Origin of the sequence: Aurantiacibacter atlanticus (assembly GCF_001077815.2) — a bacterium.
Taxonomy (GTDB): domain Bacteria; phylum Pseudomonadota; class Alphaproteobacteria; order Sphingomonadales; family Sphingomonadaceae; genus Alteraurantiacibacter; species Alteraurantiacibacter atlanticus.
In genome coordinates this window covers 643358-658740 of the sequence record NZ_CP011310.1, presented here as the reverse complement: position 1 = coordinate 658740, position 15383 = coordinate 643358, and the positions used below count along the sequence as shown (strand labels likewise).

General features: G+C 58.4%; 16 protein-coding genes. 8 read left to right on the top strand and 8 right to left on the bottom strand.

What is annotated here, in order from left to right; all coding sequences use genetic code 11:
• Positions 1 to 50 precede the first annotated feature (50 nt).
• The 3 genes from prmC to hisS are packed head-to-tail and all read right to left on the bottom strand — an operon-like array spanning position 51 to position 3201.
• A complete protein-coding gene (gene prmC / locus CP97_RS03270; RefSeq protein WP_048884774.1) occupies positions 51 to 902 on the bottom strand; it encodes a peptide chain release factor N(5)-glutamine methyltransferase in 852 nt (283 codons plus the stop codon).
• Positions 899 to 1966, bottom strand: coding sequence for a peptide chain release factor 1 (prfA, locus tag CP97_RS03265; protein ID WP_048884773.1), 1068 nt, complete (start codon positions 1964 to 1966; stop codon positions 899 to 901). Before prfA ends, prmC begins: the two co-directional genes overlap by 4 nt.
• Positions 1963 to 3201 carry a histidine--tRNA ligase gene (hisS, locus tag CP97_RS03260; RefSeq protein WP_053106518.1) on the bottom strand — a complete coding sequence of 413 codons (1239 nt, stop codon included), beginning with the start codon at positions 3199 to 3201 and terminating at the stop codon, positions 1963 to 1965. Before hisS ends, prfA begins: the two co-directional genes overlap by 4 nt.
• Positions 3202 to 3313: 112 nt before the next feature.
• On the opposite strand from hisS, the gene ppa reads away from it, so the two are divergent.
• Positions 3314 to 3841, top strand: a complete 528-nt coding sequence (ppa, locus tag CP97_RS03255; protein ID WP_048884771.1) for an inorganic diphosphatase — start codon at positions 3314 to 3316, stop codon at positions 3839 to 3841.
• Positions 3842 to 3939: 98 nt separating this feature from the next.
• On the opposite strand, the gene CP97_RS03250 is transcribed toward ppa, so the two are convergent.
• From CP97_RS03250 to CP97_RS03240, 3 genes are read right to left on the bottom strand one after another with little or no spacing between them, the layout of a single operon-like run.
• Positions 3940 to 5301 (bottom strand): serine hydrolase domain-containing protein, encoded by a 1362-nt coding sequence (locus tag CP97_RS03250; protein ID WP_063612343.1) that lies wholly within the window; start codon positions 5299 to 5301, stop codon positions 3940 to 3942.
• 27 nt (positions 5302 to 5328) lie between these two features.
• Positions 5329 to 6801 (bottom strand): mechanosensitive ion channel family protein, encoded by a 1473-nt coding sequence (locus CP97_RS03245; protein ID WP_082863701.1) that lies wholly within the window; start codon positions 6799 to 6801, stop codon positions 5329 to 5331.
• Positions 6732 to 7121 (bottom strand): hypothetical protein, encoded by a 390-nt coding sequence (locus tag CP97_RS03240; protein WP_063612485.1) that lies wholly within the window; start codon positions 7119 to 7121, stop codon positions 6732 to 6734. Before CP97_RS03240 ends, CP97_RS03245 begins: the two co-directional genes overlap by 70 nt.
• A gap of 225 nt (positions 7122 to 7346) precedes the next feature.
• Between CP97_RS03240 and lptB the strand changes: the two genes are divergently transcribed.
• Both lptB and rpoN read left to right on the top strand, forming a co-directional pair.
• Positions 7347 to 8111 carry an LPS export ABC transporter ATP-binding protein gene (gene lptB, locus CP97_RS03235; RefSeq protein WP_149036513.1) on the top strand — a complete coding sequence of 255 codons (765 nt, stop codon included), beginning with the start codon at positions 7347 to 7349 and terminating at the stop codon, positions 8109 to 8111.
• A 23-nt stretch (positions 8112 to 8134) separates the two neighbouring features.
• A complete protein-coding gene (gene rpoN / locus CP97_RS03230; RefSeq protein WP_048884768.1) occupies positions 8135 to 9580 on the top strand; it encodes an RNA polymerase factor sigma-54 in 1446 nt (481 codons plus the stop codon).
• Positions 9581 to 9656: 76 nt separating this feature from the next.
• Here rpoN and CP97_RS03225 read toward each other — a convergent pair whose 3' ends face one another.
• A complete protein-coding gene (locus CP97_RS03225) occupies positions 9657 to 10142 on the bottom strand; it encodes an RrF2 family transcriptional regulator (protein ID WP_227819740.1) in 486 nt (161 codons plus the stop codon).
• A gap of 96 nt (positions 10143 to 10238) precedes the next feature.
• Between CP97_RS03225 and CP97_RS03220 the strand changes: the two genes are divergently transcribed.
• The 5 genes from CP97_RS03220 to trmB all read left to right on the top strand — a co-directional run bounded on the left by CP97_RS03220 (position 10239) and on the right by trmB (position 13799).
• Positions 10239 to 10688, top strand: coding sequence for a globin domain-containing protein (locus CP97_RS03220; protein ID WP_048884765.1), 450 nt, complete (start codon positions 10239 to 10241; stop codon positions 10686 to 10688).
• A gap of 16 nt (positions 10689 to 10704) precedes the next feature.
• A complete protein-coding gene (locus tag CP97_RS03215; RefSeq protein ID WP_048884764.1) occupies positions 10705 to 10983 on the top strand; it encodes a TehB family protein in 279 nt (92 codons plus the stop codon).
• Positions 10984 to 11408: 425 nt separating this feature from the next.
• A complete protein-coding gene (gene ctrA / locus CP97_RS03210; protein ID WP_048884763.1) occupies positions 11409 to 12104 on the top strand; it encodes a response regulator transcription factor CtrA in 696 nt (231 codons plus the stop codon).
• A 207-nt stretch (positions 12105 to 12311) separates the two neighbouring features.
• On the top strand, positions 12312 to 13061 hold the full coding sequence (locus CP97_RS03205) for a sulfite exporter TauE/SafE family protein (protein ID WP_257730340.1): 750 nt from the start codon (positions 12312 to 12314) through the stop codon (positions 13059 to 13061).
• Between the two features lie 36 nt (positions 13062 to 13097).
• Positions 13098 to 13799: a tRNA (guanine(46)-N(7))-methyltransferase TrmB gene (trmB, locus tag CP97_RS03200; RefSeq protein WP_048884761.1), complete on the top strand. Its 702-nt coding sequence runs from the start codon at positions 13098 to 13100 to the stop codon at positions 13797 to 13799.
• A 477-nt stretch (positions 13800 to 14276) separates the two neighbouring features.
• Here trmB and CP97_RS03195 read toward each other — a convergent pair whose 3' ends face one another.
• On the bottom strand, positions 14277 to 15335 hold the full coding sequence (locus CP97_RS03195; protein ID WP_048884760.1) for a YihY/virulence factor BrkB family protein: 1059 nt from the start codon (positions 15333 to 15335) through the stop codon (positions 14277 to 14279).
• Positions 15336 to 15383: the final 48 nt, after the last annotated feature.

The following is a 15383-nucleotide window of genomic DNA, read 5'->3' as shown; positions in this document are numbered from 1 at the left end:
AGGAGTTTGGGACCCGGGCAATTCACTGCAACCGGAACCTGATGTTGGAGTTAGCTACTCGATTCGCCTTTGCCAAGTGTTAATCGCAGAACCAGCGCACGGTCGCGTCCGGCCAGATCCTTATGCGCAGTTGCAACAAAGCCGTGATTCGCCGCTATTTTCGATACTTGCGCGGCCTGTGTTGCCCCTATTTCGAGCACCACGACACCCGAATCTGTCAACAAAAGCGGTAATTGCGGGACAAGTATTCGGTAATCATCCAGCCCTTCCGGCCCGGAAAACAGCGCTTGGGCGGGCTCGTATTCGCGCACATCGAGGCTAAGATTAGCAGAATCTTCTACATAGGGCGGATTGGCGATGACGAGATCGAATTGGCCCAACGGCTCTGCCCAGCCGCCTTCGGTCCAGTCTGCCGACAACACTTGCGCCCGTACCGAAAGGCCGAGAGCTTCTGCATTCGCCCTCGCAACCTCCAGTGCGGCAGGCGAGCTATCTATCCCTATGCCGCGGGCATCGGGCCGTTCCGCCAATAGGGTGAGCAGAAGCGCGCCCGATCCGGTGCCGCAATCCAATATCCGGCGCGCCCTGGGCGCGGTATCAAGCGCCACCTGCACCACGCTTTCACTATCAGCACGCGGAATGAGGACATCGGGCGTAACGATGAAAGTGCGTCCGAAAAATTCCTGACAGCCGGTGATCTGGGCAATCGGTTCATGCGCGGCGCGGCGCATGATCAATGCGGTGAATTGTTGCGGCGGCGAATCGTGCATGTGACGCAAGAGCAGGTCCGACCGCGAAACACCCAGCGCGTGCGCCATCAGCAATTCGGCATCGAGCCGCGCGGTATCGCTATTGTCGGCCAGAAGCGCGGCCGCCTCCCTCACAGCTTGCGCAACCGTCATTCGCTTATCGCGGCAAGCCGCTTGGCTTCGTCCTCGGCGATCAGTGCGGCAGTGAGTTCACCCAACCCCGGCCCGGCAAGCACGTCTTCCAGCTTGTGCAAAGTCAGCCCGATGCGATGATCAGTCACGCGGCCTTGCGGGAAATTATAAGTGCGTATGCGTTCGGATCGGTCGCCGCTGCCAACCATTGCCTTGCGCGCTTCAGCCTCTGCGCCCTGCGTTTCCTCGCGCTGCTGTTCATACAGGCGCGCGCGCAAGACCTGCATCGCCTTTTCCTTGTTCTTGTGCTGGCTACGGCCATCCTGACAGGTGACGACGATACCGCTCGGCTCGTGCGTGATGCGAATGGCGCTGTCCGTCGTATTCACATGCTGGCCGCCCGCACCGCTGGCGCGATAGGTGTCGATCTTGAGATCCTTGTCCTCCAGATGGACATCGACCGCATCAGGTTCGGGCAGCACTGCCACGGTCGCAGCGCTGGTGTGGATGCGCCCGCCGCTTTCGGTGACGGGGACGCGCTGCACACGGTGGACGCCGCTTTCAAACTTCAGCTTGGCGAAGACGCCATTGCCCTTGATGGCGGCGACGATTTCCTTGAAGCCGCCAACATCTGCCGCTGCCATGCTGACGGGTTCGACTGACCAGCCCTGCTCGGCGGCGAATTTTTCATACATGCGGAACAGATCGCCTGCGAACAGCGCCGCTTCATCGCCGCCGGTGCCTGCGCGGATTTCCAGCATGGCGGGGCGCGCATCGGCGCTGTCCTTGGGCAGCATGGCGAGTGCCAGCGCGCGTTCCACCTGCGGCAAATCCTTGCGCAGCTGCGCCAGCTCATCTTCCGCCATCGCCTTCATTTCGGGATCGGCGAGCATGTCTTCCAGCCCCGCGATTTCCTCGCGCATCGCCTGCACCTCTGCCGCCGATCGGGCGACCGGCTCCAGCTCGGCATAATCACGGGAGGCCTGAACGAACGCATCGCCTTCAAGCTGGCCCGACGCCATGCGCGCCTCCAGCTCGGCAAAACGGTTGGCGATTTGTCGAAGGCGTTCAGCGGGAATGGTCATGTACGACGCTTTAAAACAGCGGTAAGCCGCTCATTCTGACCTTTTTCGGAAATCGAATGATAGCCGGTCTCATTGACTCGGAGAATCGCTTTTGGATCCTGCTTCACGGCCTTGTCGTATCTTTTCTTGGTCGACCCACTCGCGACAATGTCAGATACTACACCGCCAGCGCGCAACTCTGAGAGTAATTTATTTGCCGCAACTAAACCATCGTCATGTTCGAGCAAGACAATAGCCTCCAAAATTGGATCATTCCGCTCGCCCACCAGCATCGCCAGCCGCTCTATCCCAGCAGCCCAGCCAACCGCTGGCGTCGGTGCGCCGCCGAGCGATTCCATCAGTCCGTCATAGCGTCCACCGCCAAGGATAGTGCTCTGGCTGCCGAGCGCGTCCGCCGCGGCCGAGCCTTCGTCAGGCACGAATTCAAACGCGGTGTGGCGATAATAATCGAGCCCGCGCACCAGGCTTTCGGCACGGGTCCATTTCACGCCCGCTGCATCCAGTCCGCTGGTCACAGCATCGAAAAAGGCGCGCGCATCGCTTGACAGAAACGCATCGATCTTCGGCGCATCGGCCACGAATTTGCGGTCGCGCGGGTCTTTGGAATCGAGTATGCGCAGCGGGTTCTTTTCCAGCCGTTCCTGCGAATCTTCGGAAAGCTCATCCTTCACTGCGCCGAAATACTCGACCAGCGCCGCGCGCCATGCTTCGCGGCTGTCGCCATCGCCAAGCGTGTTGAGGTGCAGCGTCACGCCCACAATGCCCAATTCCTTGAGCAATTGATCGGCCATCGCCAACAATTCCACGTCCGCCTGCGGTTCGGCCGCGCCGATGATCTCGGCGTCGATCTGGTGGAACTGGCGATAGCGGCCCTTTTGCGGACGCTCGTAACGAAACAGGGGGCCGTGCGTCGCGACCTTCAAGGGCGCGTGTTGCTGCCAGCCATTGGTCAGATAGGCGCGCGCAATACCTGCGGTAAATTCGGGGCGCAGGGTGAGCGAATCCCCGCCGCGATCTTCGAAGGAATACATTTCCTTCGACACGATATCGGTCGTCTCGCCGATTGACCGCGCGAATACCTCGGTCTTTTCAAAGACCGGCATTTCCACGCGGCGAAAGCGATATAGCTTGCGCACACGTTCAAACGTTTCGGCGACGAAGGCGAATGCCTCCGCATCAGGGCCGAAAATGTCCTGCGTGCCGCGAATTGCCTTGGGTGTATTGCCTTTTGCCATGACGGGCATCTAAGGCTCGCATGCGGGGCTGGCAATGCTCGTTAGTCTAGGCTAGGCGGCTCCAAGTTTTGGGAGGGGATGCCGCAGATTCCATATAGGGACATAAGCATCCATGCGTATCGAACATATCCCGGTCGGAGAGAATCCGCCCGAGAGCCTGAATGTCATCATCGAAGTGCCCACGGGCGGTGAACCGGTGAAATACGAGTTCGACAAGCAGTCGGGCGCGTTGTTTGTCGATCGCATTCTGCATACGCCGATGCGCTATCCGGCCAATTACGGCTTTGTGCCGCATACGCTTTCACCCGATGGCGATCCGCTGGACGCGCTGGTTATTGCGCGCTCGCCTTTCATTCCAGGATGCGTGGTGCGCGCTCGCCCGATCGGCGTGCTGAACCTTGAAGACGAGCATGGCGGCGACGAGAAGCTGATATGTGTGCCGGTGGATACGACCTTTCCCTACTATTCAGACGTGGGCGAAACCAAGGATCTGCCCAGCATCATCTTTGCGCAGATCGAGCACTTCTTCACCCATTACAAGGATCTGGAGAAGGAGAAATGGGTACGCATTGGCGCCTGGGGCGATGCCGCGGAAGCCAAGCAGGTATTGATTGAAGCGATCGAACGGGCGAAGGGGTAACGGGTCGCGAGGGCTGGCCTGCTTTAGGCCCGATTACGGACTATCTGCACAGCTGATGTGGGTCCGAAAGGCCGCTGTCTGCCTTTGAGCGGCAGCGGCTACTCGGAAGAACCGAGAACTTTCGGAGCCCAAAACCAGATAAGACGATTACAAGCCATGTCCCGCGTGGCGAGACATATAAAGGTCGTGTCCACCGCAGGATAATAATGGGCAGCTACATCCATTCCGTAGGAATTGCCTCCGTGGCCCCAACTCACATAAGGGGCTGAACCCGTCACGAAGCCTGCGCCGTACCATGGTGTTTGCCCGGGCGTTGTCGCCAGATCGAACATGGCCGGAGAGAGTAACGTTCCCCTCTGCATGGCGTTGAAGAAACTTTGCAGATCATTGGCGCTAGCAACGCCGCCGCCATCTGGCATGCCGCGCCAGGGCAGTATCTCGATGTTGGAAACCGGATCGTCTTCCTCACCGTAAAAAGTCGTCAATCCGGTTGCAATAGTTTGACTGTTATCGCGATCTGGATAGCCCGCCGTAATCATCCCGCCTGGCGAAAAAATGTGATCTGAAACATAGTCATAATAGCTTTGACCACTGACCCGTTCGATCACCGCTCCCAAGAGTATAAAACCGTAGTTTGAATATTCAGCTTCGCTGCCAGGCGAAAACCTTGGCGCCCGGTCATCATTCAGCGCGATGATATCGTCGATTGTGCGAACTCCTGCGCGGTTTACATCGTCGGTTCGTGCAAGAATGTGCGTGTCGCCAGTGCCGCCTCTGTGCTGGAGCAGCTGTCGGATAGTGACCTTGGCCATCTCCTTGTTGGAATAATCTGTAAGATAGGTGCCAAGCGGTGCATCCAGCGCGATCTGCCCTGCATCGACAAGCTGCAATATGGAAACAGCTGTGAACATCTTGCCCGCTGATGCAAGATACATCGGCGTGTCGAGTGTTATCGGCTTGCCTTCCTCGCCGACGCTTGTCCCCCAGCTATGCGCCAATATTGATTGGCCATGCCGAGTTATGAGGAGCGAACCTGCAAAATCATCACGGGCGGCAAGCCTGCCGGTGAAGCGTGCAACGGCATCGGTCGCACCCTCAACAGTGAGAGCCAGCGGCGTCAATTCAAGCGCGCCCAGCTTGGTCTCCCCGCCCGGGCCGAGTTCGATATGCAAGCGCTGGAGCGCCGGGAAGCATCGCTCTGCGAGAAGGACTGTGATCGTGCGTTCGGTCATCGTTTCAACGCGAACGGGATCGAAGCCACAAGTTGCCAGCGCTGTGTCTATGGCGAACACTGCATCGGGGTCGCCCATCCGTTCGCCATAAAACGCCTGCAATGCAGCTTCTTCGCCAGAATTGAATGCAGTGAGCCAATCCCCATAGACCTGCTCCACCGTCTCGGCATTCACTGGCAGAGGGACCAGAATAGCAAGCGATGCTGCCAGGGCTAAAATTCTATGCATGCCAAGAATGTCTCCTCCCGCGCGGCGTCACTCCACCGGGCGCGCGGTATCGAGCAGGTCGTCATCCTGTTCGCCGCCTGCCTGGCGTTCCTTTTCCACCATCCGTGCGACTTCGTCATCCGGTGTGACGTCATCCTCTGCGGGTACGGTTGAAGGTGGTGGCGGGCTTGTAGGCGTTGGTGGCGGAGCGGGCTGTGGCGTTGTTCCCTCGCCACGCTCTCCGATATTCTGGAATGGCAATGTGGCGGTGCGCTGGTCGAAACGCAGGCGGTAGATCGGCTCTGGCAGAGCGAAGCCTGCGTCCTCCAGGGCGATCTTGCAAGCGGCAATCGCGCGGCTTCTTGCCTTGTGCCAATCGGCTTCGCGCTGGTCCACCCAGGCGAGGAATTGCAGGACGACATTGGAATCGCCAACCTTCGTTATGCGCACTTCCGCCAGCGGATCGGACAGCACAAAATCCAGCGCGCGCAGGGCATCGCGGCCAAGCTGGCGCGCCGCCTCCGCATCATCATCCGCATCCACGCCCAGTTCAAAATCGAAGCGCCGCTGCGGATTGCGCGTGTAATTCAGGATCACTGTCTTGAAGACGAGCGAGTTGGGAATGCGCAGATGATTGCCATCCAGCGTCATCAGCACGGTGGCGCGGCTGGTTAGACGGATGACGCGGCCTTCATGCGCTTCGATTACAATATGGTCATTGGCGCGGAAGGGTTGGCGCAGGCTGAGCATCAGCGAAGCGACGTAATTCTCCACCGTATCACGCATGGCGAAGCCCAGCGCTAGGCCAATCACGCCCGCACCGCCCAGCACCGCACCCATCAGCGCCCCGGCCCCCAGCATATCTAGCGCCACCACCACACCGAGGATTGAGAAGACGAACCGGATCGCCCCGACAATCAGCTCCGCCAAAAAGACATTGGGCGCAATGCGTTTCCACAAAGCCGTGGAGGAGGCGATGAAATAGCCGAAGCTAGCGATGAGCAGCCCTGCCAGCAGTGCCAGCCCCGCAAGCGGCAGTGCCTGCCACAATTGCTGCACCCGTTCGCTCAGGCCGCCGATGTTTTCGACAATATCGACTGACACATCGCGTTCTATCGCATTCTCGACCGTGACGACGCCTGCCACGCCGCCCGCAATAGCTTCCGCCCGATCCTCTGCCCCGGCATCGGGCGCCGTGCCCCCCAGCGTCACCACGCCGCCTGATACGCTGGCAGTGACATTGGCTAGGCTGGGCACATTGGCGAAGATATCGGTAAGGCGCGCGGCGATGCGCTCATCCTCCCCGACGTCCTGCTCAGCCTCGATGGAACCGGCTGCAGGGGCATTCGTGGCAGCCTGCGTTTCCGGTGCTTCAGGAACGAATGCCGCCTGCGCCTGCTGGGCGCCAAATGCCAGCAGCACAACACAACAAAAACGAAAAAGAGGCGCGGTCAGAGTATCGACACGACGGTTTTGAATGTCATGGTCAGCGCGATGGGCAGACCGATCGCGATAACCCATAACAGTGCCATTTCGCGGCGGTATCTCGGCGCAAGGTCCGAACTACCGCCCTCGGCATCGGAAAGCCTGTCCCAGCGCATCTCGAACCAGCGGCATGCCGGAACAATGGCCGCAACCAGCACGATCAGCGCGAAATAGGGCATGACCGATCCAGTGCCGCCCTTTAGGGCCAACATCGTCACGAAGATGTGCAGGCCGGTATAGGTCAGCAGACCGAAGGCCACGTGATTGCTGACCTTGCTATGCCAGTCAATTGTCGACCCGGTGTGCGGAACCGCGCGCCTTTGCGTCTTCGAACCTTGCGGCAACGCCTTTGCCATGCGCTACTCCTTTTCAATTCCGATTCGTGACTATCCCACCTTGATGTCCCGCTGACAAGCATGTCCACCTTAGCTGTGTCGAGGCGGGCCGTTTGCGGAGCGAATGAAAATCAACATGCACGTTTCTTGCCAAATAGTCTTCAAAGCAGCGTACACCATGCTACAGGGCGGCAGATGAGCGCGCGCGACAACGATTTTCCTGATGAAGAGGGCCTGGCAGAAACCATGGCGCAAGCCCCATTGAATGCATCGCCCGATCTTCCGCCCGACGGCGGGCTCGAAGTCATTTCCATCGCCAAGAGCTATGACAAGCGCAGCGTCCTGTCCGATATCTCGCTATCGGTCGCCAAGGGCGAGGTGCTGGGTCTGCTTGGCCCCAATGGTGCGGGCAAGACCACGTGCTTCTATTCGATCATGGGGCTGGTGAAGCCCGATAGCGGCCGAATCCTGATGGATGGCGTCGATGTCACGCGTCTGCCCATGTATCGCCGCGCTATCCTTGGGCTGGGCTATCTGCCGCAGGAAACCAGTATTTTTCGCGGCATGACAGTGGAACAGAACATCCGCTGCGTGCTGGAAATGGTGGAGCCTGACAAAGATGTGCGGGAGCGAGAGCTGGAACGCCTGCTTGATGAATTCGGCCTTGCCCGGCTGCGCGCCAGCCCTGCCATGGCGCTTTCGGGCGGTGAACGACGGCGTTGCGAAATCGCCCGCGCACTGGGGGCAAGCCCGTCCATCATGCTGCTGGATGAACCCTTTGCCGGGATTGACCCGCTGTCCATCAGCGATATCCGTGATCTGGTGATAGATTTGAAGAATCGTGGCATCGGCGTGTTGATAACCGATCACAATGTCCGCGAAACGCTCGATATCGTGGACCGGGCCTGCATCATTTACGGCGGTCAGGTTCTGTTCGCAGGCAGCCCGGAAGAACTGGTGGCAGATGAGAACGTGCGGCGCCTGTACCTTGGCGAATCATTCACCCTGTGATGCGGAGCGGAGGGGGATAGGCCATGGCGCTGGGGCCAAGACTAGACCTCAGGCAATCGCAATCGCTGGTTATGACGCCGCAGTTGCAGCAGGCGATCAAGCTGCTGGCGCTGTCGAACCTGGAAGTTGAAACATTCATTGCCGAAGCGCTGGAGAGCAATCCCCTGCTCGAAACGGGCGAGGCACACGCCGTTGATGCACAAACTCCGCCTGCCGAAGAACCGCAGCTTCGCGATGCGACGTCAGCCGAAGGTGATCGCGCGCTCGACATAGATCAAAGCGCGCTCGATCAGGATCGCGACACGGGTGACTGGTCGGCGCAAATGTCCGGTGGCGGGGGCGAGGACGGGCCCGATCTTGAAAATCGCGGCGCGCAAAACCTTTCCCTTGCAGATCATCTGGAACAGCAGGTCAGTCCCGCATCACCCGATGGGCAAGCCGCATTCATTGCCCGCTATATCGTGGGCCTGCTGGATGAAGCGGGCTATATTTCAACTCCGCTGGCCGAAGTGGCGCAGGCGCTGGGCGTGCCGCTGATAAAGGCGGAGCGGGGGCTGGAGGTGGTCCAGTCGCTCGATCCGACGGGTGTGGGTGCGCGCACATTGGCCGAATGTCTCGCATTGCAAGCAAAAGAGGCGGACCGCTACGATCCGTGCATGGAAGTGATGATCGACAATCTCGATCTCGTGGCCAAGGGGGCCTTTGCTCATATCAAACGCATCTGCGGCGTCGATGATGAAGACCTTGCCGAGATGCTGGCCGAATTGCGAAGCTATGATCCCAAGCCAGGCCTGCAGTTTGGCGGCAGTGTCAGCGCGGCAGTGGTGCCCGATATATTGATTGCGCGGGGCAAGGATAATGGCTGGGACATCCAGCTTAACGAAGCGACGCTGCCCCGGCTGGTGGTCAATCGCAGCTATTACATCGAATTGCGCAATGGCTGCCCCGGCAAGAAGGCGCGCGGTTGGCTTTCGGAGAAGCTTGCCGATGCCAATTGGTTGATCAAGGCGATGGACCAGCGGCAAAAGACGATCCTGAAAACCGCTGCGGAAATCGTGAAACAGCAGGACGGTTTTTTCCGCAAGGGCGTATCACAATTGCGCCCGCTGACGCTGAAGACCGTGGCTGAGGCGATAGAGATGCATGAAAGCACCGTCAGCCGCGTCACCAGCAACAAGTTCCTCGCTTGCGATCGCGGCACGTTTGAACTCAAATATTTCTTCACCAGCGGCGTTGGCGGCGGAGAGGGCGGCGAAGGCGCGAGCGCCGAGGCGGTCAAGGCCCGCATCAAGGCGCTGACCGATGCAGAGAATCCGAAAAAGGTGCTGTCAGATGATGCTCTGGTGGAGCTGCTGAAGTCCGAGGGTTTTGATTTGGCGCGCCGCACGGTGGCGAAATACCGTGAGGCTATCGGGATTGGGTCTAGCGTGCAGCGAAGGCGGGCGAAGAAGCTGGCGGCGTTGGGTTAACAGGAGATCGGGCTGTGGATTTGCCGGTCTCTTTGAGTGTTAGTGACCGATGCGACCTTCCATCCCCGCATGGCGATCATTCAGATCGATTGTCAGAGCCAGATGTTCCGGTTTCGACCTCTGTCGATCCATCCTGCTCAAACTTTGCGAATGAGAGTTCTGGTTCGAGCCGAACGAAATCGACCGCGCTTTCCGCCATCGCATCAGCAAGGCTCTTGTTATCGAGCACGCTGAGAAACGCATCCATCGCATCGCCCAATATGGGCGTCAGACCGCAACCGCGATGAAGAACGCAATTACCGCAATCGGCCGGCTGCAAAGTCGGCTCAACCTGCCGCACGACCTCTCCCAGGGTAATGCTGGCGGGGTCACGCGCCAGGGAGAAGCCGCCGCCACGACCGCGGACCGTAGTAAGCAGTCCTATGCTGGCCAACTGGTTTACGATCTTCATCAAGTGATTGCGCGAGATTCGGTGCTTCGCTGCAACATCGGCAATCGCCAGACGAACATCGGGAGAAGCCGCAGCATGCAGGAGAACGCGCAAGGCATAGTCGGTTTGCAGGGTGAGCTTGATAACATTCTCCTATAAGATGCATATGTTTTACATTTTATCACACCTTGAATAGATGTATCTAGCTTACATCATAAAGGATTCGCAATGACCCGCACTCTTTCATCGAACACAATGGCCACGATAAAGGCGAATGCGCCTGCGCTTAAGAAGCATGGCCTTGCCATTACACAGCGTATGTATGACCGGATGTTTGCCGAACATCCCGAGGTCGAAGCAATGTTCGATCAGGCAGCTCAGAAATCAGGTGAGCAGCCAAAAAGGCTTGCCGGCGCAATCATCGCTTACGCAGAAAATGTCGACAAGCTGGAAAACCTGAGCGGAGCGGTGCTTCGCATGGCCCAACGTCATGTGGAAACGCATGTCAAACCGGAACATTATCCCATCGTCGCAGACAATCTCCTGGCCGCGATCAAGGACGTATTGGGAGATGCCGCGACCGATGAAATCCTTGCTGCCTGGGGCGAGGCATATTGGTTCCTTGCAGACATCCTGATCGACAAAGAGCACGAGCTTTACGCCGACCAACCCAATTGATGAATGGAGGACCATTATGACCGCGCCTTATAAATCGACGCCGCAATTCACCGAGAATAGTCTGCCGGATGCACTGCGCAATGCCCATAACACGAAGGAAGGAGTGTGGGGGCTGCTCGTGGTAGAGGAGGGTACTGTCCGGCTTGTCTTTCATGATCCGGCACGCACAATCCACGTTCGCCCCGACCAGCCGGCTGTCATTCCGCCACAAGCCATCCATCATGTAGAAATCGACGGACCGATGCGCATGCATGTCGAGTTCTATCAAAGCGAGCCATCGCCGCCTGTTGCCTGAGACGAATGGATCCGGAACTTTCTCTCGCTGCAATATAACCAGGCTGGGTGCCACGTTTCCTGTAGCCGCACCTTTCGCCAGCTTCCCCGCGCCCTCTTGCAGCCGAGCTCAACTTCGATTGCCACGCTGTTCTTCCAGACACACCATGCCGACATTGTGCATTCCGTCCATCAGCATGTATTACGTCAGTTAACGCCAATCTTGCCTGATATGGTTACGGAGCGACTCGTGCCAATCATTGACGGCACGGCGATGCGATACGCTGGAAAATTAACGGCTCCGCACCTGTTGCAAGGAAGACTCACTAAAAAGTCTTAACGTTGGAAACCGATTGTTAACCTTTTTTGGTGAGAAGCGTCGTGGTTAATTCACTGCAACACCTCCTAACGAGGAATTACCGCAGCGACACGAAGGGGTAGCATATAATGCGCGTTCTGCTGATTGAAGACGAGCCGACAACCGCCAAGGCGATTGAGCTCATGCTCACGACCGAGGGCTTTAATGTCTACTCGACCGATCTGGGCGAGGAAGGTCTCGATCTGGGCAAGCTATATGATTATGATATCATCCTGCTCGATCTCAACCTGCCCGACATGCATGGCTATGACGTGCTGAAGAAGCTTCGCGTTGCCAAGGTGCAGACGCCGGTGCTGATCCTTTCGGGCATTGCCGAGATGGATAGCAAGATCCGCTCCTTCGGCTTTGGTGCAGATGATTACGTGACCAAGCCTTTCCACCGCGATGAGCTGGTCGCCCGCATCCACGCCGTTGTGCGTCGGTCCAAGGGCCACAGCCAGTCCATCATCCGTACCGGCAAGCTAGCCGTGAACCTCGATGCCAAGACTGTTGAAGTCGACGGCGCCCGCGTTCACCTGACCGGCAAGGAATATGCCATGCTGGAGCTGCTTTCGCTCCGCAAGAGTACGACGCTGACCAAGGAAATGTTCCTGAACCACCTTTACGGTGGCATGGACGAACCCGAACTCAAGATCATTGACGTGTTCATCTGCAAGCTGCGCAAGAAGCTTTCGAGCGCTTGTGGCGGAGAAAATTACATCGAAACAGTCTGGGGCCGCGGCTATGTGCTTCGCGATCCCGATGTGGAGGCCGAAGCCGCCTGAACGATTTGATACCACTTCCCTGATGCCGTCCGCGCCTGGACGGAAGTACCCGAAAGCACCCCGGAAACGCGCAAGGCCATGCCTGTCGCTCCCGGGGTGCTTTCAGTTTCAGCCCGAGAATTTTTTCCATCTCGCCCGGGAGATACATTGTAGCTAACCGGTTTGCTGCAATAACAATCAGGGTGTGTTGCATTGGAAATTTTCGGCTTGGATATCGCGGGGATACTCCCCTTCATCCTGATCGGTTTTGCAGCGCAGATGGTCGATGGCGCATTGGGCATGGCCTTTGGCGTCATCACCAATACGCTAATGGTGGGCCTGATGGGCGTGCCCCCTGGCCTCGCCTCGCAGCGCGTCCATCTGGTTGAATGCTTCACCACTGCCACTTCCGGTATCAGCCATCTCATTCATGGCAATATCGACAAGCGCCTGTTCTTCCGCCTCCTGATACCCGGCGTAATCGGCGGAATGGCCGGCGCCTATCTCCTCGCCTCTATCGACGGCGCGCTGGTCAAGCCCTTCGTGCTGATTTACCTGGCCGGCATTGGCGTGTGGCTGCTTATACGCGGGCTGCTGTACCCGCCGCCTCTGCGCGAGGCGAAACATGTCGCGCCGCTGGGCCTGCTCGGCGGTTTCCTCGATGCGGCGGGTGGAGGCGGCTGGGGGCCGGTGGTGACATCCAACCTGCTGATCCAGGGGGCAGAGCCGCGCAAGGTCGTGGGTACAGTCAACTCGGTCGAATTCTTCCTGACGGTGAGCATTTCGGCATCCTTCATCTTCCACTTCGGCGTGGCACATATTGCCGGGCCGACGCTGGGCCTCATCATCGGCGGTATTGCCGCCGCGCCCGTTGGTGCGATGGCCGCGCGGCGTTTCAGCCCGAAACTTATGCTGGTCATGGTCGGCGTCGCGCTGACGATGACAAGCGGATACGGCATCTGGACGGCATGGGGATGAGCGCGCTAACGCGGCGCGCATGTCAGGATTTGCACGATGAGCGCCCACAAGGAAGGCGATCCCACTACGCTGAAAAGGCTTTACGGACGAAGCCAGGGCAAGCCCCTGCGCGCCGCACAGCAGGAACTGGTCGACAGGCTATTGCCACAGATCGCGGTCCCGACTGAAGGCGAGGTTACGGCGGCGAAGCTTTTCGGAGAGGACCGTCCGCTCCATTTCGAGATCGGCTTTGGCGGAGGCGAGCATCTTGCCTATCGCGCAGATCTGTTGCCCGATCACGGCTTCATCGGGGCAGAGCCGTTTCTGAACGGTGTGGCGCAGGCGCTGACCCATGTGCGCGATGGGACGCTGGCCAATATCCGGCTGCATCATGGCGATGCGCTGGATGTGTTGCAGCGCCTCCCCGATGGCGCGTTGACCATGGCCTATCTGCTCCATCCAGACCCCTGGCCCAAGGCGAAGCACGCCAAGCGCCGGATGATGAATGACGGCCCGGTGCGCCTCATTGCAGACAAGCTCAAACCCGGCGGTGAATTTCGCTTCGGCACCGATCATCCCGTCTATGTCCGCCATGCGCTGATGGTCATGCGGCGGTTTCGCGATGATTTTGACTGGATGGTGGAAGGGCCGCAGGACTTCCAGAGGCGCCCGTCAGGCTGGCCGGAAACGCGCTATGAATACAAGGCGCGCAATACCTATGGCCACGAAGTCTGGTACTTTCGATTCAGACGACGCTGATACGGCGGTTTTTGGTAAAAACCTGAGCTTTTGCAGGCTTTTGCCTACTCCACCATTTTCGATCTCTCGCCACGAATTCCGCTAAACGAACGGGCCGTTGCCGAACTCGATCGGAAGGTGGGCGGCGCGAACTGTCGAAGAAGGGGGGCGTTTTTGCCACATCAAGCAGGGTAGGGTTCACCGGCTACGCCAAGGGCAAGAAGAAACTGGACGGCCTCATTGAGCAAAAGCTTGGCGAGCCGCTACCACCCTGGCGCGTGCACAACCTTCGGCGCACGCTTGCGACCAACTTCCAGCGCCTAGGCGTAGGCTTCGAGGTCACCAAAGCAAGCTTAAACCATGTCAGCGCGCTCTGTTATGCAGTCCTAGGCAGTCAAATTTCTTAGCACCCAATCTGACAAATTAAGAGGCAGAATTGCTACTGAAGGAGAGCTCGCTGAGAGCGCGCTTAAGTCGTCATATCTTGCGAATTCTCGCTTAGCTAACCTTGTGCGAATCGGTTGATGCCCGTTTCGCCCTACGCTCTGAATGGCGCTGGCGCCTCTTCTCCAGCAGCTCAGCATCGACGGGAGCATCCAGCATTGTATCGGCCATCACTGCGCCCCGTTCGCCAATCGGACGATCCTCACCAACGGTCGTATCCACATGGGTCTGCCGCTCTACCTCTGCATTCAGTAGCGCACCGACCAAAATGGCGTAGCTTGTCAGGAACAACCACATCAAGAACACCACGATTGCCGATAGCGAACCATAGGTAGCGTTGTAATCGCTGACATAGCGGACATAGAGCGAAAAGCTGAACGACACCGCGACCCATGCGAAGGTCGCTAACAGTGATCCGGGCGAGAGCCAGCGCCACTTCGCCGATCGACGGTCCGGACCGTAACGCATGATTAGCGCAAAACCGGTGGTGCCCAGCACCATTGCCAGAAACCAGGCGAGCAGCTTGTAGAACCCTTCTGCCACAGGCCCAATCAAATCGCCCGTCTGCGTTTGAAGCCATGTTACGACACCGCCGCTGACCAAACCGGTCAGTGCGATCATAATAGCCGCTGCAGTCAAGCCAATGGCTTGCAGCGTCTTGGAGATGATGTTGCGCGATTCGCGTTCCGAGTTGATTATGTTGAGCGCGCCGATCAGTCCGTTGGCCGCACGCATCCCCCCGAAAATGGCGAGAGCGAGAGAAAGAAACAGGGTAAGGCCCGTCACCCCCGAACTGGTGGTGACAACTGCGAGTAATTGTTCTTCAATCATACCGGCGGCTTCTGCCGGAACCAGCTCCACAATGGTCATCATCTGGCGCTGCACGGTGTTTACATTGCCCAGCAGACCATAGGTCATCACTGTAGCGGCCAGCAGCGGCGTAATTGCAAGGAACACGAAGAATGCCGTGCCCCCGGCCAGCAGGGGCAAATTGTGGAATCCCATCATTATCCACATTCGCTTGACGATTTGCTTCCAGGCGGCCCACGGCAGGCCAAGCGGGGAAGCGGCATTTGCGCCGGGCGGGCTATCGTCTATAGGCTGTCGCTTCATAGTGAGGTATTAGCCCTTTCGTATCATGCTGAAAAGGCACCGGTTCTT